This window comes from Rhizobium sp. PL01, from assembly GCF_033447125.1.
Lineage (GTDB): Bacteria > Pseudomonadota > Alphaproteobacteria > Rhizobiales > Rhizobiaceae > Pararhizobium.
Window position 1 is genome coordinate 459439 of the sequence record NZ_JAWQUM010000002.1, and the last position, 17747, is coordinate 477185.

The 17747-nt window shown below is 58.7% G+C and carries 20 protein-coding genes; 4 read left to right on the plus strand and 16 right to left on the minus strand.

Going from position 1 to position 17747, the window contains the following annotated elements:
- The first annotated feature begins 341 nt into the window (after positions 1-341).
- Positions 342-485, plus strand: coding sequence for a DUF1127 domain-containing protein (locus R6X40_RS06650; RefSeq protein ID WP_018325257.1), 144 nt, complete (start codon positions 342-344; stop codon positions 483-485).
- 328 nt (positions 486-813) lie between these two features.
- On the opposite strand, the gene R6X40_RS06655 is transcribed toward R6X40_RS06650, so the two are convergent.
- Positions 814-972, minus strand: a complete 159-nt coding sequence (locus R6X40_RS06655; protein ID WP_318412043.1) for a hypothetical protein — start codon at positions 970-972, stop codon at positions 814-816.
- Positions 973-996: 24 nt separating this feature from the next.
- Between R6X40_RS06655 and R6X40_RS06660 the strand changes: the two genes are divergently transcribed.
- Positions 997-1140, plus strand: a complete 144-nt coding sequence (locus R6X40_RS06660; RefSeq protein WP_081927849.1) for a DUF1127 domain-containing protein — start codon at positions 997-999, stop codon at positions 1138-1140.
- A gap of 129 nt (positions 1141-1269) precedes the next feature.
- On the plus strand, positions 1270-2691 hold the full coding sequence (gene trmFO, locus R6X40_RS06665) for a methylenetetrahydrofolate--tRNA-(uracil(54)-C(5))-methyltransferase (FADH(2)-oxidizing) TrmFO (RefSeq protein WP_318412047.1): 1422 nt from the start codon (positions 1270-1272) through the stop codon (positions 2689-2691).
- On the opposite strand, the gene R6X40_RS06670 is transcribed toward trmFO, so the two are convergent.
- From R6X40_RS06670 to yajC, 5 genes are all read right to left on the minus strand, one after another.
- Complete coding sequence (locus R6X40_RS06670) at positions 2679-3119, minus strand: hypothetical protein (protein ID WP_318412049.1); 441 nt, start codon at positions 3117-3119, stop codon at positions 2679-2681. The two genes, trmFO and R6X40_RS06670, sit on opposite strands and share 13 nt — an antisense overlap.
- Before the next feature lie 123 nt (positions 3120-3242).
- Positions 3243-4112 carry a phytoene/squalene synthase family protein gene (locus tag R6X40_RS06675; protein WP_318412050.1) on the minus strand — a complete coding sequence of 290 codons (870 nt, stop codon included), beginning with the start codon at positions 4110-4112 and terminating at the stop codon, positions 3243-3245.
- A gap of 9 nt (positions 4113-4121) precedes the next feature.
- Positions 4122-4508, minus strand: a complete 387-nt coding sequence (locus R6X40_RS06680; protein WP_318412051.1) for an Mth938-like domain-containing protein — start codon at positions 4506-4508, stop codon at positions 4122-4124.
- A 1-nt stretch (position 4509) separates the two neighbouring features.
- A complete protein-coding gene (gene secDF / locus R6X40_RS06685; RefSeq protein WP_318412052.1) occupies positions 4510-7068 on the minus strand; it encodes a protein translocase subunit SecDF in 2559 nt (852 codons plus the stop codon).
- Positions 7069-7125: 57 nt separating this feature from the next.
- Positions 7126-7461: a preprotein translocase subunit YajC gene (gene yajC, locus R6X40_RS06690; protein ID WP_318412053.1), complete on the minus strand. Its 336-nt coding sequence runs from the start codon at positions 7459-7461 to the stop codon at positions 7126-7128.
- Between the two features lie 243 nt (positions 7462-7704).
- Here yajC and R6X40_RS06695 point away from each other — a divergent pair, with 243 nt between their 5' ends.
- Complete coding sequence (locus tag R6X40_RS06695; protein ID WP_318412055.1) at positions 7705-8577, plus strand: ATP-binding protein; 873 nt, start codon at positions 7705-7707, stop codon at positions 8575-8577.
- A 59-nt stretch (positions 8578-8636) separates the two neighbouring features.
- On the opposite strand, the gene R6X40_RS06700 is transcribed toward R6X40_RS06695, so the two are convergent.
- From R6X40_RS06700 to R6X40_RS06745, 10 genes are all read right to left on the minus strand, one after another.
- Positions 8637-10160, minus strand: a complete 1524-nt coding sequence (locus tag R6X40_RS06700) for a peptidoglycan DD-metalloendopeptidase family protein (RefSeq protein WP_318412057.1) — start codon at positions 10158-10160, stop codon at positions 8637-8639.
- A gap of 282 nt (positions 10161-10442) precedes the next feature.
- Positions 10443-11099, minus strand: coding sequence for a biotin biosynthesis protein BioC (locus R6X40_RS06705; RefSeq protein WP_318412059.1), 657 nt, complete (start codon positions 11097-11099; stop codon positions 10443-10445).
- Positions 11100-11405: 306 nt separating this feature from the next.
- A complete protein-coding gene (locus R6X40_RS06710) occupies positions 11406-12059 on the minus strand; it encodes a protein-L-isoaspartate(D-aspartate) O-methyltransferase (RefSeq protein ID WP_318412061.1) in 654 nt (217 codons plus the stop codon).
- The gene (gene surE / locus R6X40_RS06715) at positions 12056-12826 is read right to left on the minus strand and encodes a 5'/3'-nucleotidase SurE (RefSeq protein WP_318412063.1); all 771 of its coding nucleotides are present in this window, start codon (positions 12824-12826) and stop codon (positions 12056-12058) included. The genes R6X40_RS06710 and surE overlap by 4 nt, the downstream gene beginning before the upstream one ends.
- Before the next feature lie 25 nt (positions 12827-12851).
- Positions 12852-14135 carry a serine--tRNA ligase gene (gene serS, locus R6X40_RS06720; protein ID WP_318412065.1) on the minus strand — a complete coding sequence of 428 codons (1284 nt, stop codon included), beginning with the start codon at positions 14133-14135 and terminating at the stop codon, positions 12852-12854.
- A 68-nt stretch (positions 14136-14203) separates the two neighbouring features.
- Positions 14204-15022, minus strand: a complete 819-nt coding sequence (gene tatC / locus R6X40_RS06725; protein ID WP_318412066.1) for a twin-arginine translocase subunit TatC — start codon at positions 15020-15022, stop codon at positions 14204-14206.
- Positions 15019-15639: a Sec-independent protein translocase protein TatB gene (tatB, locus tag R6X40_RS06730; RefSeq protein ID WP_318412068.1), complete on the minus strand. Its 621-nt coding sequence runs from the start codon at positions 15637-15639 to the stop codon at positions 15019-15021. Before tatB ends, tatC begins: the two co-directional genes overlap by 4 nt.
- A 72-nt stretch (positions 15640-15711) precedes the next feature.
- Positions 15712-15918: a twin-arginine translocase TatA/TatE family subunit gene (locus R6X40_RS06735; protein ID WP_318412070.1), complete on the minus strand. Its 207-nt coding sequence runs from the start codon at positions 15916-15918 to the stop codon at positions 15712-15714.
- 234 nt (positions 15919-16152) lie between these two features.
- Positions 16153-16857, minus strand: coding sequence for an SMC-Scp complex subunit ScpB (gene scpB / locus R6X40_RS06740; protein ID WP_318412372.1), 705 nt, complete (start codon positions 16855-16857; stop codon positions 16153-16155).
- Positions 16858-16879: 22 nt separating this feature from the next.
- On the minus strand, positions 16880-17728 hold the full coding sequence (locus R6X40_RS06745) for a segregation and condensation protein A (RefSeq protein ID WP_412178345.1): 849 nt from the start codon (positions 17726-17728) through the stop codon (positions 16880-16882).
- Between the last annotated feature and the right edge of the window lie 19 nt (positions 17729-17747).

Sequence of the window (17747 nt, forward strand, 5' to 3'; positions counted from 1 at the left end):
GCTTCAGGGCAGCGCACTCCTCCTCCCAGCGCGCCCCGATGGGATCGGCAACACTCCTCCTCCCAGTTGTCGATCAGAACAAGCAACGCCCGTCGGACCTCCTCCCCTGACGGGCGTTGTTTTTTGTTCATAGCCCTCCCCTGAACATCGGCCAGTTTCTTTTGCTTTGCCCCGTTCGCACAGAATTTGGTCAGAGCTTGACCAGCAACGGAGAGAGACCTGCAACAAACGCATGGGTGCGATGCAGCATTGTCTCTGTAATTTCAGGCGGCCAGGGTCTATATTCCAACCATCAGATGAGGGCCAGCACGGTGCTGGCAAACCTAGAAAGGACCAGCATCATGAACATCGCTCGCTCGTTCAACAATTGGCGCAAGTATCGTCAGACCTGCAACGAACTCGGCCGTATGACCGACCGCGAACTGAATGACCTCGGCATTGGCCGTGGCGACATCCAGTACGTTGCCCGTCAGGCAGTCAAGTAAGTCTCGCGACCGGCCTGTTCTGCAGGCCTGATGCGCAGCAACCAAACGCCCTCCGGCTCAAACCGGCGGGCGTTTTTTTTCGTCCAAATTCGGCATGCGGGATTTGGATGTCCGCTGGCCACTCCTCACGGCCCCCGGACGGCCCGCAACCATAGCTTTCGACGCAGTGCAGCATCTGATGGCTTGCCTGTTTTCGTTGCAGCGACGCATACGTCATGTCTTGTGCCGCGCAATTTCGCTGACATCCCGCGCACCACATAATTTCGCCACAAAGAACACACCGAAAAAACAAATGGTTAAATGGAATCCGCCTTCAGCGATGCATCCATTAACCTATGGCTTCTTTTTCAGCAGAAGCCCGAAATGCCCACCGAAACAGCATCGCATTGCACAAACGCATAGCAGATGCATTTTCTTTGCACTCCATCTTTTCCCGCGAAAGGCGTACAAAGATCTCAACGAAGCAGGCAATCACTGCACTGCTCATTTATATCTCTCTAAGGAAAAGATCATGAACCCGATTCGTATCGCAAAAAGCTGGATCAACTACCGCCGTACCGTTGCTGAACTTGGCAACCTGTCCAACCACGCCCTGACAGATATCGGTATCACCCGCTTTGACATCCGCAACATCGCTTCGCGTTCCTTCCGTTAATCGGACCGGGAATGTCGATCGGCTAAAAACGGCACCATATGGTGCCGTTTTTGATTCCGGGACTTTCCCCGCCTATCGGCCGTACGGAAGCAGTTCCATTCCTGGCCGCCTTGCTCTAATAAACTGCCCATGACAGATAAATCTCTCCATTCTCCCATCCACGTTATCGGCGGCGGCCTCGCCGGCTCCGAATCAGCCTGGCAGATCGCAGAATCCGGAATTCCGGTGATTCTCCACGAAATGCGCGGCGTCCGTGGCACGGATGCCCACAAGACCGACGGCCTTGCCGAACTGGTCTGTTCCAACTCCTTCCGTTCCGATGACGCCACCAGCAATGCGGTTGGCGTGCTGCATGCCGAAATGCGGCTTGCCGGTTCGCTGATCATGTCTTGCGCTGACAAGAATCAAGTACCTGCCGGTGGCGCGCTTGCGGTTGATCGCGACGGTTTCTCCAATGCCGTGACTGCGGCAATCGGCAGCCATCCACTGATCACCGTCGTGCGTGAGGAAGTGGACGGCCTGCCGCCAAAGGAATGGGATCTGGCGATCATCGCCACCGGACCATTGACAGCGCCCTCCCTGGCAACCGCGATCCAGACTGAGACCGGCGCCGACGCCCTGGCCTTCTTCGATGCCATCGCGCCGATCATCCATACCGAGAGCATCGATATGGATGTCTGCTGGTTCCAGTCGCGCTATGACAAGGTCGGACCGGGCGGAACGGGCAAGGATTATATCAATTGCCCGATGGACGAGGCGCAATACAACGCCTTCGTCGACGCGCTGATTGCCGGCGACAAGACCGGCTTCAAGGAATGGGAAGGCACGCCCTATTTCGACGGCTGCCTGCCGATCGAGGTGATGGCCGAGCGCGGGCGAGAAACTCTGCGTCATGGCCCGATGAAGCCGATGGGCCTCACTAACGCTCACAACCCAACCGTCAAGGCCTATGCCGTCGTGCAGCTGCGCCAGGACAATGCGCTCGGCACGCTCTACAACATGGTGGGTTTCCAGACCAAGCTGAAATACGGCGCGCAGGCAGAAGTCATCCGGATGATTCCCGGACTGGAGAAGGCGGAATTCGCCCGCCTCGGTGGCCTGCACCGCAACACATACATCAATTCACCGGTGCTTCTCGACAGATCGCTGACGCTGAGATCCCGGCCAGGCTTGCGATTCGCTGGCCAGATCACGGGCTGCGAGGGCTATGTCGAAAGCGCCAGCATCGGCTTGCTCGCCGGCCGCTTTGCCGCTGCCGAGCGCAAGGGCCAGCCGCTGCCGCTGCCCCCGGAAACAACTGCCTTCGGCTCGCTGCTCAACCACATCACCGGCGGCCATATCATTTCTGATGACGAACCGGGCAAACGCTCGTTTCAGCCGATGAACATCAATTTCGGCCTGTTCCCGCTGCTTGATCCCGGCGCCATCGTCAAGCCCGAGGGCGTCAAGCGCTTTCGCGGCAAGGACAAGACGGTGATGAAGAGGCAACTGGTGGCACAACGGGCACTCGACGACTGCGCAGCGTGGCTGAAGGCAGATCAATCCGCCTGAATGGGCTTGATCTCGGATTGCGGATTGAAACTCCCGAGCAGCCAGAGGGAAACCTCGGCTGCAATTTCGGGGCTTTCAAACTCGTAGACCCCATCGAGATGCGAAAAATCGGTGAAATGCACCGTCAGGCCGCGTCCACTCTCGGCATGGCTGACATTAACCTTGCCAGCCTCGATCAGGTGGCAAAGGAAATGCGTTCCGTGCACGGCCATGAAACCGGCCTTGCCGTCGTGAAGACGAACGAAATAGGCTTTTTCATCCGCCGTCGCATGAATGGCCCGGATGGCTTCCTCGGGAAATGCACGGCCAAAATCGAGGATGGCTATCCCCGCGTCCGGCTCTCGCCTGTCCTTGTCGGCACGCGTCTTCATTCGCATGTAGAAAACACCTGCGATCAGGATGCAGATAATGACAATCGGCCAACCCATGGCGCCGACTCCCTTTTACACAGTTTCGGACAATAACACGGGTGCGACCCTAAGAAGCGAACCTTGCGCCAATGTGCCGCCGGCCGATTCGGCTGCTGGCCCCGCAGACCAGTGGCGGGAAATCTACCACCTGCCGCTGCGCACAGCCTTCCACATCCACCATTGCCGGCGCCATTGCGGCGGTACGATCGACTGCTCGAAGAGTTTCGCACCAGCCCGTTCGGCGCGATCGAAAACCGGTTCGGCCAGCGCCAGTGCGGTGAACGCATAACGGTTAACCGGCGAAATCGTGCCAGCTGCCTCACGGGCCTTTGCAAGATGCTCGCGACCAAGACCGGCAAACGCGCGGATCGCCAGACTGACCGACTGTTCGTTCTCGCCGGACAGGAAACTGTCGCGATCAAGACCGGTCGCGGCCAGCAGTTCGGCCGGAAAATAGACCTGCCCGCGCCGGCGATGCTGTGGCAGCAGGAGGAGAAGACCGGCAATCGCCTGAGCAACGCCGGCATGACCGGCCGCAGACGCTGAGTTTTGCGCCTGTGCGGGATCGAGAATCAGGCTTGCGAGCTGAATGAGCGCCGACGCCGTCTCACCCGCATAGCCTTCGAGCGATGCGCGGCTTTCCATCGGATCGTCATAGAGATCGAAGATGCGGGCATCCATCATGTTCTGCAGCACCGGGACCGGAAGATTATGGCTTTTCACGCAAGCAAGCAGCGCCTCAGCCAGCGGATTTCCTTCGCCGCTCGTCCCCGTTGGATCATCGAGCACATCACGCCACCATTGCAGCCGCATCTCACCGGGCAAGGGTTCGCGCACGAGATCGCGTACACGGACAATCTCTGCGTGGAACGCATAGAGCGCCGAGAGCGGGCCGCGCTTGTCTTGCGGCGACAGCAGGCAGGCAAGATAACGATCGCGGTCGCTGTCGCGCAATGCGGCGAGGCTGAACTCGTAGATGGGCTGTGAAGGAAGGGCAGTGTTTTCTGGCATGGTGATCGTTCAGACGACAATGAAGGCAGCGGCGACCGCGCGCTCTTCTGCAAGCATGATGTTGTAGGTGCGAATGGCGGCGCCGGTGCTCATCGGATCGGATGAAATGCCGTGCTCCTTGAACTTCGCCTTCAAGGCGGCCGGCAAAGGCCTGATATCTTTGCCGGTTCCCACGAGAATAACCTCGATGTCAGCCGCTTCCTCGAAAACTCGCTGGAAATTTTCAGCGGTCAGCGGATCGCCTTCCACCATCTCCCAGCCATAGATGCCCGATGGCAGCATCAGCAAGGAACCACGGTGGGACATTTCAGCAAAACGGAAACCGCCATTGCCATAACTGTCGATCGGCGCCCGGCCCGGAAAATGGGCCTGGCGGATTTCGATGGGCCTGCGCATGTTATTGCACTCCGCGGGCCGGCTGCACGCCGATACCGCCAGTTTTTTCAGCGTCACCCGGCGTTCCGTGCCGCAGCTTGAACAGGATGAGGACCGGGCCTGCGACATAAATTGACGAGAATGTACCAACAGCCACGCCGAACAGCATCACAAACGCAAATGACTGAATCGCTTCGCCGCCAAAGAAGCACAAAGCTGCGAGCGCAAGCATCGTGGTGGCGCCGGTTAGGACGGTTCGGGACAAGGTCTGATTGATCGATGTATCGATCAAGATCGGCAACGGCATGCGCGGATATCGCCTCAGATTCTCGCGGACACGGTCGTAAACGACGACGGTATCATTGAGAGAATAACCGACGATCGTCAGCAGGGCTGCGATACTCGTCAGATTGAACTCCATTCCGGTCAAGACAAACAGGCCGATGGTCAACAGCACGTCATGCAGCGTGGCGACGATCGCACCCGCAGCAAACTGCCACTCGAATCGGACCCAGATATAGATCAGGATCGCCAGAAGCGACGCCAGCACGCCAATGGTGGCCGCCGTGGTCAGGTCGCCGGAAACCGATGGCCCGACAACTTCGACGCGACGGAACTCGTATTGATCCTCAAGTTCACCGCGAATCATGATCACCGATGTCTGCTCGGCATTCTCGCCGCCGTCGCGCGAATGCACCCGCACGACCACATCCTGCGGCGAACCGAACGGCTTGACCGTAACGTCACCGATATTGAGTTCATAGAGGCGGCCGCGGATATCCTCGATATCGGCATTGCCTTCCCGGGCTTTCAACTCGATCACCGAGCCACCGGAAAAATCGATGCCGAGATTGATGCCGAGCGCACCAAACAAAAGCATGCTGAGGACTGACAACAGAGCCGTTAGCGAAAAAACATAGTTGCGGATCGCCATGAAACGCACGGCGGCACCATCGAATATACCCGTGCGGATGCCGTCCGGCAGGGCCGTCGGCCGCCGGCGGTCAACCCAGATCTCCAGCATGACCCGTGTCAGGGTAAAGGCCGTGAACAGCGTGGTGACGATGCCGATGGCAAGCGTCACGGCAAAACCACGGACCGAACCCGTTCCAAGGAACAGCAGGATGATGGCCGCAATCAGGGTGGTGATGTTGGCATCAACGATAGCAGCAAAGGCGCGCGAGAAACCATATTGCATGGCGTCCCTTACCGAACGGCCCTGCCGCACCTCTTCGCGGATACGCTCATAAATCAGAACGTTCGAATCGACCGCCATGCCGATGGTCAGCACGATCCCGGCAATACCCGGCAACGTCAGCGGCAGCCCCGTTGCTGTCAGAACGGCGATGATCATGACAACGTTAAGAGCGACGGCGAGGCTCGCAACCGCGCCAAAGAGCCCGTAGAAACCCACCATGAAAGCAATGACGAGGACAGCGCCGATTGCGCCGGCCGTCATGATCGAGTGGATGGAATCGGCGCCGCGTCCCGCCCCGATCGACCGTTCCTCGACAACGGTGAGCGGCGTCGGCAAGGCTCCGGCGCGCAGCAGCAGCGCCAGATCGTCGGCCCCTTCCGTGCTCATATCGGCGACCAGCTGGACGGTACCGTCGGTAATTGCCTTACGCACCAAAGGTGTCGCAATGACCGCGCCGTCCAGAACGATGGCGATCGTCGTGCCGGCATTGTCCGTCGTTGCCTGCGCAAACCGTGCGGTGCCTTCCGGCCCTAGCCGCAGGTTGACCACGGGATTGCCGGATTGGGCATTAACCGCCGATTGGGCGTCGATGATATCGCCGTTGCCGATGATGGGCTGGCGGCGCAGCAGATAGCCGATCGGCGGATCGTCTGCCGAATAGAGAATTTCGGAATTGACCGGCGGCTGACCGTTGACGGCATCCTGGACCGGCATCGACATATCAATGCTGCGAAACGACAGTATCCCGGCCTGACCGAGGATATATTTGACCTGCTCGGGATCATAGCGCCCCGGTATCTGGACGATGATCCTGTCGTCACCCTGTTTGCGGATCTTCGGCTGCACGGAGCCGAGCTCCGTCAGGCGCCGGTGGAGAACCGTGATCGCATTGTCAAGTGTAGCGGAGATTCTGTGGTTGATGCCGTCATCAGTGACATCGATGGACAAGGTTCCATCGGGGAAATTCCCGACGGTGACTTCGCTGAAGTCAGCCTTCGTCAGACCGGTGGCCTGAACCATATCGGTCAAAGGTTTCAACGCCGCCCGCGCAGCATCGGCTTGACCTGGATCACGAAGGCGAAGCTGGATCGCCTGCCCGGTTCCGGAAAGGCCGGAATAGCCGATGCCGGCAGCGCGAAGGCGCGTGCCGGCATCGTTGATAACAGCCTCAAGCCGTGCCTTGACGACATCTTCCCGTTCGATCTTCAGCGTGATCTGGGATCCGCCCTGAAGATCGAGGCCGAGCATCATCTGCTTCTTCGGAAGCCAATCCGGCAATGTGGCCAGCGTCGCGGTCGATACCGCGTTGGGTACGGCGACCAGGATGCTGAACAGCACGACGAGCCAGACGATGATGGTTTTCCAGCGGGAAAAATACGGCATGAAGCTCTCAAAGATACGTCGTTACAAGGTGACCAGTGTGCCCGGCCCCCTGCAAGCTTATTCCTTGACAGGTTCGCCCTTCACACGGACTTCGGATACACCACTGCGTAGCACACGAATCTTCACGCCGTCAGCAATTTCGACTTCGAGTTCGCTGTCATCGACGACCTTCGTTACCTTGCCGAGAATGCCACCACCGGCCACGACCTGGTCGCCGCGACGGATGTTCTTCAGCAGTTCCTCGCGGCGCTTCATGTTGGCGCGCTGCGGACGGATGATCAGGAAGTACATCACGACGAAGATCAGCAGGAACGGCAGGATCGACATGAGAATATCAGCGCCGCCACCGCTTGCGCCGGGTGCCGTCTGGGCGAATGCCTCGGTAATGAACATCAATCACTCCTTGAATGCAGTTTTGCGGACGAATGCCCGCGTTTCGGATCGCCGGACTATAGGAAAGGCTGATTTCAATGCAACAACAGACCAACCGGCTTCTGTCTCCAGCCTCATACATGAAATCGGCCCGAGGAGAAGCTCTTTCTACTGGATTTCACGCCTTTTACCGTTAGATCAGCCATGCTACCGGACAGTTCGGCCCCACAGCCAAAAACCACAGTCACCATCGGGGAAGCTCTCATGCAGGACACAAAAATCGACCTTCTGATCGCCGAAATGCGCAAGCTGTCGGCAGCCATCGAACGGATCGCCGGCCCGGCCCCTGCTGTCAACGATTGGGACGCAGCAGAATGCTTCGTCTGGTCTCCCCAGCGCTTGCACCTTCAACCGGTAACCAAGCCGAACCGTGTCGAACTCAAGCTGATCCAAAGCGTCGATCATGTCCGCGATATTCTGTTCGATAATACGCTGAGATTTGCGCAAGGCTTTCCGGCCAACAATGTGCTGCTCTGGGGTGCGCGCGGCATGGGCAAATCATCGCTGGTCAAGGCGGTTCACGCTAGTGTCGCTGCAGATGCGGGCATTCGCCTGAAACTGGTCGAGGTTCATCGCGAAGATATCGCCACGCTGCCGACCCTGATGGAAATCCTCAAGACCGCGCCACTGCCGGTCATCGTCTTCTGCGACGACCTGTCCTTCGATCACGACGATACATCGTACAAGTCGCTCAAGGCCGTACTCGATGGTGGCATTGAAGGCCGGCCCGCCAATGTCCTGCTCTATGCAACATCCAATCGTCGGCATCTGTTGCCCCGGCACATGATGGAGAACGAGCAATCGACGGCCATCAATCCCTCCGAGGCAGTCGAAGAAAAAGTCTCGCTGTCCGACAGGTTCGGGCTCTGGCTCGGTTTCTACAAGTGCAGCCAGGACGATTACTTGGCGATGATCGACGGCTATGCCGCACATTTCGGGCTGGAAGCTGATCCTACAAAGCTTCACGCGGATGCACTGGAATGGAGCACGACGCGCGGCGCGCGCTCCGGCCGTGTCGCCTGGCAATTCATCCAGGACCTCGCTGGCCGGTCGCACAAGAAAATCGATCCGGTCTGAACGCAAAAGAAAAGCCCCGAAACGGGGCTTTTCTTTTGATGGTCGATTGTCGCACCAGACTATTCGAGGAACGTAGACGGGTTGACCGCGCTGGCGTTCTTGCGCACCTCAAAGTGTACCTGCGGCTGCGTTGCCGTGCCGCTCATGCCGGATGCTGCCAGCGTCTGGCCGCGCTGGATCTTCTGGCCGCGCTGAACCTTCAGTTCGGACGCATTGCCGTAGACCGTAACCGTGCCATCGTCGTGGCGAACCAGAACGGCATTGCCGAGTTCTTTCAGGCTGCTGCCGGAATAGATCACGACGCCATTCTCTGCTGCCTTGATCGGCGTGCCCTCGGGAACCGAGATATTGATGCCGTCGTTGCGATTGCCTTCGACATTGGCGCCGTATCCGGCAATGACTGCACCGCGAACGGGCCAGCGATACTTGCTGATGCCTGTTGCCTTGGGCGACGTTTCGGATGCGTCCTCTTTCGAAGCGACTTCCGTAACCGACTGCTTGGCGACTGGTGCCGTATATTCAGCCGGCTTCGTGCTATCCGCCTTGGCAACCTTGGCGTCGGCCTTCTTCGGAACCGAAGCCGTTGTGACCTGATCTGCCGCCGAAGCATTGCCGCCCGGAATTTTCAACGTCTGGCCGATGCGGATTGCAGCGCTCGTCAGGCCATTTTCCTTGCGCAGTGCATCGACCGACACACCGTTTGCCTTGGCGATCCGGTTGATGGAATCGCCGGCCTTGACCGTGTAAGCTCCGCCCTGACCGTTTCCGTCGCCGGAAACCGGCTGCTTGCCGGCGGCCATATCAGTGCGGTTAACACCCTTTTCACGGGACTGGGACTGGCCAGGCAGAATTGCCACGTCGCGGCTGGCCGGCTGGACCGGGATGTTCTTCTGCTTGTCGACATCAAGGCTCGCGGCAGCGTCCGATGCCGAAGCCTTGGCAGCGCTGCTGGCTACACCGAAGGTCGGGATCAGAATGCGTTGGCCGGGCTCTGCCTCAGACGAGGACTTCAGGCCGTTTGCCTTCAGGATTTCCTTTTCCGGTACGCCAAACCGCTTGGAGAGGGTCGCGACCGTATCGCCCTGACGCAGAAGCACGGCAGGGGCATTCGTCGTCGACCAACCGCCCTTCGATGTCGTTGCCGTTGTGATTGGATCGGCATTCAGCTTTTGCTCGGCTTTGGCCGTATTCTGCGCCGCCGGGAAAGGCTGCTGCAACGACGTGTCCCGCGCCTTTGCTGCCGGATCTGCGAGCGCAACGCGCTGGACATTGATCGGCGTCGAGGCTTCGCGAGCCCGTGAAACCGGCGCTGAAGCGGTGTTCACCGGATCGGGGAATGGCTGGTTGACCGCATCCTGACGATTATCAGGCACCATCGCCACGCCGCCACCCTGCACATCGCTGCGCGGAATGGGAACATTGCTGCTGGAGATTGAGTTGGTCGTTAGATTATCGGACTTCGAAAAGAGCCCACCAAAGCGGCTCGCATCGGAGCTACATCCTGTCGCTACGCTTGCCAGCAATACTGCTGCAAACAGGCGGACAGCGGACTTTCCCACACTCGACGAAACTCTAATACGCATGACACTTTACCCACTTGGAACACAACTCGGTGTAAAATGATTAAAACGCATTAGAGTTACCGCGCAGTTAAAGCCTCTATCGGCGTGCATGTTTTTTGATGAATTGATAACCATGATGGCTGCGAGGGCGAAATTCGGCAAAGCCTTCCGGACAATCCACCCAATGCGCAGGCGCCGAAAACGAAACCCTCGATAGTGTCAAAGGCTTTTCGCCTTTACCGGACACATGACGGCTGAAGTGCAGAAAGCCGGAAATTTGTGATTTCAGAGCGGCCTTCGAGCTTAGAAATTTTCCCGGTAGAACTGTTCGATCCCGGACACCGGACTGCGCGTCTGCGTAACATCCTCGTAGCTGATGGTGCCCGTATCCCAGCCGAACATGTCGCCGGTGATCATGCCGCCTTCGCCCGGCGTTCCGGTCAACTCCGACTGTACCTTGTCAGTGTCCAAGAGAACGCTAACGAGCGTCTGGAATGTCGAGCCGCCGTCTATGCCGCTCTCGTCGTTATAGGCGACCGAGCGCGCACCGGCGATGGCCGCATCGCGGGTGCCGAAATAACGAAGACTGTTTTGGTCTTCCGGACGCAGGTTGTCGTGATATTCGATGAAGGCGCGATAATAGGCCTTGTGATCGCCCGTCTCGCTGTATTTTCCGAAGGCCTGATATTCGCGCGCAGCAAGCTCCGGTGAAAGCGTGTTGCTCCACTCGTCTCTCGTCAGTGCTGGGTATTTTTCCTGAACCCGCTTGGTTCGGCCGAGAAACAGAAGAGCTTCCGCTGAAAGCGCGACACGCGAGGACGGGTCATAGCCACCCGTCGGCAATGCCGTCGCACTACCGTCTTCCCGGTTGCCAGAGACACCTTGCGCTGCAGCACGGCCGGCAAGATTGTTCAGGCCGTCTCCGGCGGGTGCCGAGGTCAATCTGTTTGCGATCTGCATCTGCCGTCTCCTGCGTTTTGACGCCTGGAATAGAACTGACACATACGCTTCCGGTCAGAGGTCAGCTCATCTGTATGACTTTGGTGCGCAGGTTCCGGTTAGGCCCCGAAGCTTGCGCCAAACTGACCAAAGTTAACAGGAGATTAACATCCTGTTTTCACACCAATAAATCACTTAACAAGCAATCCCGCATGCATGCAACCATGCAGCCAGTGCTGTAACCGGCAACGGAATCAGTGCTGCCACATGACGATTTTCCGGACATTTCCCGAAAAATAGTCATGTGTAGCTGTAGTTTTTTGGATTCTAGAGAAAGGACGCGACCTGCGGAACGAACGGCAGATAAGGCGCCTGGAACAGATCTTCCCGGTCAAAGCGGCTACCGGTGCGTGTCAACCGGACGATCCGGCATTCGGTTTCGCTCATCATGATCGGCACAATGAGAATGCCCCCCGATACGAGGTGATCGGAAAAGACCCGCGGCAGGCTGGAGAATGCTGTGGTCACCAGGATGCGGTCAAAGGTCCCCTCGCCCGTCGGTCCGATGCTGCCATCCGCCTGACGGACGATCACGTTGCGGATGCCGGCCTTTTCGAGGTTGCGCTGGGCGCCGGTCGCAAGCGTCTTGTAACGCTCGATGGTCAGCACCCGTTCGGCCATCCGCCCCATCACGCCGGCCGTAAACCCGCTGCCGGTACCGACTTCAAGAACACGCTGGCCCGCCTTGACATTCAGGCAGTGCAAAAGCCGGACGGCAAAATCGAACCCCTCCATGAAGGCCCCGCAATCCAGCGGAACCAGCCGAGAAGAATAGGCATTCTCCTGATATTGCGGCGGGGTAAAAATGGACCGTGGCGTCTGCTCGACGGCGTTGAGCAACTCCTTGTTGGAGATGCCTTCGGCCCGCAGCCGCAATACCAAGGCTGCAAACCCCTCCTGCTCGATGACGCGCGGGCTCAATCGGCCTCTCCGTCGAGAAGTGCACGGGCGACCCGATCCTGCACGGCATAATCGGTCAGATCGAGCTTCAGCGGTGTCACGGATATCTTGTGCTCGCGTATCGCATGGATATCGGTTCCCGCCCGGAAGTCGCCGAACCGCTCGCCAAAACGAAGCCAGTAGTATGGATGACCGCGTCCGTCGGAGCGCTCATCGATCGACAGGCCGAAATCAAGCTTGCCCTGGCAGGTTACCTCTGTGCCGGTTACGGCATCAGCCGAACAATTGGGGAAATTCAGGTTGAGGAACGTCCCGTCCGGCAGATCGAGCTTCATCAACTTCTTCAAAAGTTTTGACGCATGGGTTTCCACGACATCCCATGGAACGATGCCGCCGTCCGCATGACGATAGGCTTGACTGAGCGCAAACGAACGGATGCCCTGCAGCGTGCCCTCGATCGCACCGGCGATCGTGCCGGAATAGGTAACGTCATCGGCCATGTTGGCGCCGACATTGACCCCGGACAGGATGAGGTCAGGCTTGATGTCCAGAACCTTGCGCACACCCATGATGACGCAATCGGTCGGCGTGCCGCGCAGCGCAAAGTGCTTTTCCGAAATCTGCCGCAGCCGCAGCGGCTCCGACAGGGTCAGAGAATGCGCAAGGCCGCTCTGGTCCGTTTCCGGCGCTACCACCCAGACATCGCCGGAGATCGTGCGGGCAATCCGCTCGAGCACGGCAAGGCCTTCGGCATGGATGCCATCGTCATTTGTCAGCAGAATTCGCATCTTAACCCCTGCCGCAAGACGCGGCTCAACCGGCCTTTTCGATCTTCGTGAGACCGCCCATATAGGGCAACAATACGTCCGGGATGGTTACCGATCCGTCTTCATTCAGATAATTTTCGATGACGGCGATCAAGGCGCGGCCGACAGCGGTGCCCGAACCGTTCAGCGTGTGAACGAACTTCAGGGCCTTGTCGTCCTTCACCCGGTAGCGGGTGTTCATCCGCCGGGCCTGGAAATCGCCACAGACCGAGCAGGACGAAATTTCGCGATAGGCATCCTGCCCCGGCAGCCAGACTTCCAGATCGTAGGTCTTGCGCGCACCAAAGCCCATGTCTCCGGTGCAGAGCGTCATGACGCGGTAGTGCAGACCGAGACGCTTGAGGACCTCTTCGGCGCAGGCCGTCATGCGCTCGTGTTCACCGATCGAGTTGTCGGCATCGGTAATCGAGACAAGCTCAACCTTGTTGAACTGATGCTGGCGCAGCATGCCGCGGGTATCGCGGCCGGCAGAGCCTGCCTCGGAACGGAAACAGGGCGTCAGCGCCGTAAAGCGTAGTGGCAGAGCATCGGCGTCGAGGATTTGCTCGCGCACCATGTTGGTCAGCGGCACCTCGGCGGTCGGGATCAACCAACGTCCATCCGTGGTCCTGAAAAGATCCTCGGAGAATTTTGGCAGTTGCCCCGTCCCGTACATGGCTTCGTCACGGGTCATCAGCGGCGGCTGGACTTCGAGATAGCCGTGTTCGCTGGTGTGCAGATCGAGCATGAACTGTCCGAGTGCTCGCTCAAGACGCGCCAGCTGGCCCTTGACGATGGTGAAGCGCGAGCCGGCGATCTTGGCAGCGCCCTCGAAATCGAGCCAGCCGAGCTCTTCGCCGATTTCGAAATGCTCCTTCGGCTTGTGATTCCAGCCTGGCTTCTGGCCATGGCTGTGCTTGACCACGTTGCCACTTTCATCGCTACCAACCGGCACATCGTCGAGCGGAATATTCGGGATGCTGGACAGCGCCTCTATGAGGGCGGCGTCCGTCAGCCGGTTTTCCTCTTCCAGTGCCGGCATCGTGGTCTTCAACTCGGCCACTTCTGCCTTCAGCTTTTCAGCCAGATCGTTGTTTTTCTGCGCCATCGCAGCACCGATCTCCTTGGAGGCGGCATTGCGGCGCGACTGCATGTCCTGCAGCGACTGGACGAGGGAACGGCGCTTTTCATCGAGTGAAATCAGTGCAGCCGACAGGGGCTCGGCGCCGCGCTTTGCGAGTGCGGCGTCCAGGGCTTCGGCGTTGTCCCTAATCCATTTTATATCAAGCATGTCGTTCAGGTCCTGATCGGTCTTGGTAAAAACTGAAACCCGAACTCATTGGCTGATACGGAAGCGTATCAGCCGGCGTTTTCTTCCGCCTCGGCAACCTCGCGCGCAGCAGCGTCGCGCGCCCGTTGCCGCTCGATGAGTCGGGCCGTGTAGATGGAAATCTCGTAGAGAAGGATGGCTGGCAGAGCAAGACCGATCTGGGAAACCGGATCCGGTGGCGTCAGGATCGCAGCCGCAATGAACGCGATGACGATCGCGTATTTCCGCTTGTCCTTCAGCCCCTGCGACGTCACGAATCCAACGCGCGCAAGCAGCGTGGTGATGACCGGCAGCTGGAATACAAGGCCGAACGCGAAGATCAGCGACATGATCAGGCTGAGATATTCCGACACCTTGGGCAGAAGCTGGATTGATACCTGCCCCTCGCCGCCATCCTGCTGCATGGCGAGAAAGAACCACATGACCATCGGCGTGAAGAAGAAATAGACGAGGCAGCCGCCCAGAATGAACAAAAGCGGCGAAGCGATCAGGAACGGCAGGAAGGCCGCCCGCTCGTTCTTGTAGAGTCCTGGCGCTACGAATTTGTAGACCTGCGACGCAATCACCGGAAATGCGATCACCAGCGCACTGAACATCGCCACCTTGATCTGCGTGAAGAAAAACTCCTGCGGCGCGGTATAGATCAACTCGACCGAACCATGATTGAGCCCAGCCCAGTTCACAGCCCATTTGAAAGGCTGGACAAGAATATTGAAGATACCCTTGGCAAAATAGAAGCAGACGAGGAACGCCACGAAGAACGCGCCGACGGCCCACATCAGGCGCTTGCGCAATTCAATCAGGTGCGCCATCAGCGGCTGGGGCTTGTCTTCAATATCGCCGCTCATGCATCACCTTTTTTCTTCGTCGTCTTGGCAGCAGGTTTGCTCACGGCCGGCTTCGCAGCATCGGAAGCACCCACCTTCGCCTTCTTCACCGGAGCTTTCACAGCGGGCGAAACGGCGGCTTCGGCTACCACCGTCTTTGGCTTTGTAACGCGCCTGGCTTTCGGCTTCTCTGCTTCAGCGGCACGGTCCATCTGCTTTGCAGCCGATGCAATGGCGGCAGAAGCAACTGGATCGGTCTTCGGCTGATCCTGCGGCACGGCGGCTTCAGCTGAAACGGTAGCAGCCGGGACATCCGCCTTGGGTGCGGGATCGACTGTCGTCGCCTTCTGCAGATCGGCCTTGATATCGTTGCCCATCTGCCGGAGCGGGTTCATCGCCTCGCGGATGGTGTTGGCCGGATTGAGTTTTTGCGCGTCGCTCAACGTCTTTCGGACGTCGTCGAGGTCGGCTTCCTTGAGGGCTTCGTCGAATTGCTGGCGGAAATCGTTCGCCATGCCGCGCATCTTCGTCATCATTTTGCCGAAGGTTCGCAACATCGGCGGAAGATCCTTTGGACCAACCACGATGATCAAAACGATGGCGATAACGACAAGCTCGGTCCAGCCGACATCAAGCATTCTCAGGAACTCCACAAAACCGAAGGCGGCAGGGCCTGCCCTTCTGGGTCAGGCCCTGAACAAAATGCATGATCAGCGGACTTCGTCGGATTTGTGTTCGACAGTCTTGCCGTCGACGCCCTTGTCGGCTGGCGCCGTCTCGTCTTCGGTCATGCCCTTCTTGAAGCTTTTGATGCCCTTGGCAACATCACCCATCAGTTCCGGGATCTTACCACGACCGAACAGCAGCAGAACGACGACCAGGACGATCAGCCAATGCCAGATACTAAAGGAACCCATATTCTTACTCCCTTGAAGCCTGTAACCCCGATTTAAGATGTTCAACCATCTTTTTCAAACAGCAATCCATTTCGCTGGTTAGCCGAAAGGCGCCCGTCACGCAATCCTTACACCGAGACTGCGGCGGAGATACAGCCAACTGTATGAATATCCGAACTTTCCAGCGCATTCTGACAGGAAAATCACGAGGATGTGACCGGAGAACCTATGGAAGGATATGATGAAGACGGGCCCCTATTCGCCGTCCCCACCGGATGGCGGCAGCAGGCCCAACTCTTCCAGATCGAGCTGAGTGATCGGATCCTCGTCCTCGCCAAAACCGTCGTCGCCGAGCGGTACCGGTATCTGGAAATTGGCAGGGATACGGCCGGACAGCAGCCCTGCCCCCTTCAGTTCCTCAAGGCCCGGAAGATCGCGCAGTTCCTCCAGCCCGAAGTGATCAAGGAAATCCCGCGTGCTACCGAATGTCACTGGCCTTCCGGGTGTGCGGCGGCGGCCGCGAAAGCGGATCCAGCCCGCTTCCATCAATACATCAAGCGTGCCCTTGGAGGTCTGAACACCGCGAATATCCTCGATTTCGGCCCGCGTTACCGGCTGGTGATAGGCGATGATCGCCAGCACTTCGAGGGCTGCACGCGACAACTTGCGAACTTCGTTCTCGTCCGTCTGAACGACGAAAGAGAGATCGGCGGCCGTGCGGAACGCCCAATAATCGGCAACCTGCAACAGATTGACGCCGCGTCCGGCATAGATGGATTTCAGCCGCATCATGATGCGCCGCACGTCCGCCCCTTGTGGCAGGCGCGCGGCGATATACCCTTCCGAGACCGGCTGGGCCGACGCAAAAACGAGTGCCTCGGCGATGCGTTCGGCTTCCAGTTCAATCCGAGGGTCGATCGGGGGAATGGTTGCCTCTGCGCTGTCTTTTTCCTCGATCATGCCAGGCAGACGCTCTTGCGGATCAATCACGCCCCGCCTCCATATCCGCCAACGCGTCGGCGGTGAGCAGATTGGGGCCTTGACGCAGATAGATCGGAGCAAACGCGCCATCCTGGCGGATTTCGAGGCGCCCTTCGCGCACCATTTCCAGCGAGGCGGCAAAGGAGCTGGCAATAGCCGTGGCGCGTTCCTTCGGGCTCGTCATGTAACGCAGCAGAAAGTGATCAAGCGCCGTCCAGTCGACCATGTCACCGATCAACCGGGCAAGCAGAAGCCGCGCATCGGCAAGCGACCAGACTTGCCGCTTCTCGATGGTCACCTGCATCACCGCCTCACGCTGGCGCAGCGATGCATAGGCATTGAGCAGATCGTAGAGCGAGGCCTCAAACGCCGATTTCTTTTCGACCGGGATATGTTCCGGCGCGCCACGGGCAAAGACATCGCGGCCAAGCCGATTGCGGTTGATCAGCCGGGTCGCTGCCTCGCGCATGGCTTCCAGGCGCTTGAGGCGGAAGGCCAATGCAGACGCCATCTCTTCGCCGGACGGTCCTTCGTCCTTTGCCTGTTGCGGGATCAGCAGTTTTGATTTCAGGAAGGCGAGCCACGCCGCCATCACCAGATAATCTGCCGCAAGCTCAAGCCGGATGCTGCGGGCGCGTTCGATGAAGGCGATATACTGCTCGGCAAGCGCGAGCACCGAAATACGGGAGAGATCGACGCGCTGGTTGCGGGCCAGATGCAGGAGAAGATCGAGCGGGCCTTCGAAACCGGCGATATCGACGACCAGCTCTTCCTCGTGCAGACCGCGATCGGAGGGTTCATCCTGCCACAGCGGGTCCATCGGCGCCCTTATCGCCGGTTTCTTCTGCATGTCGCCGGCGTTACTCACG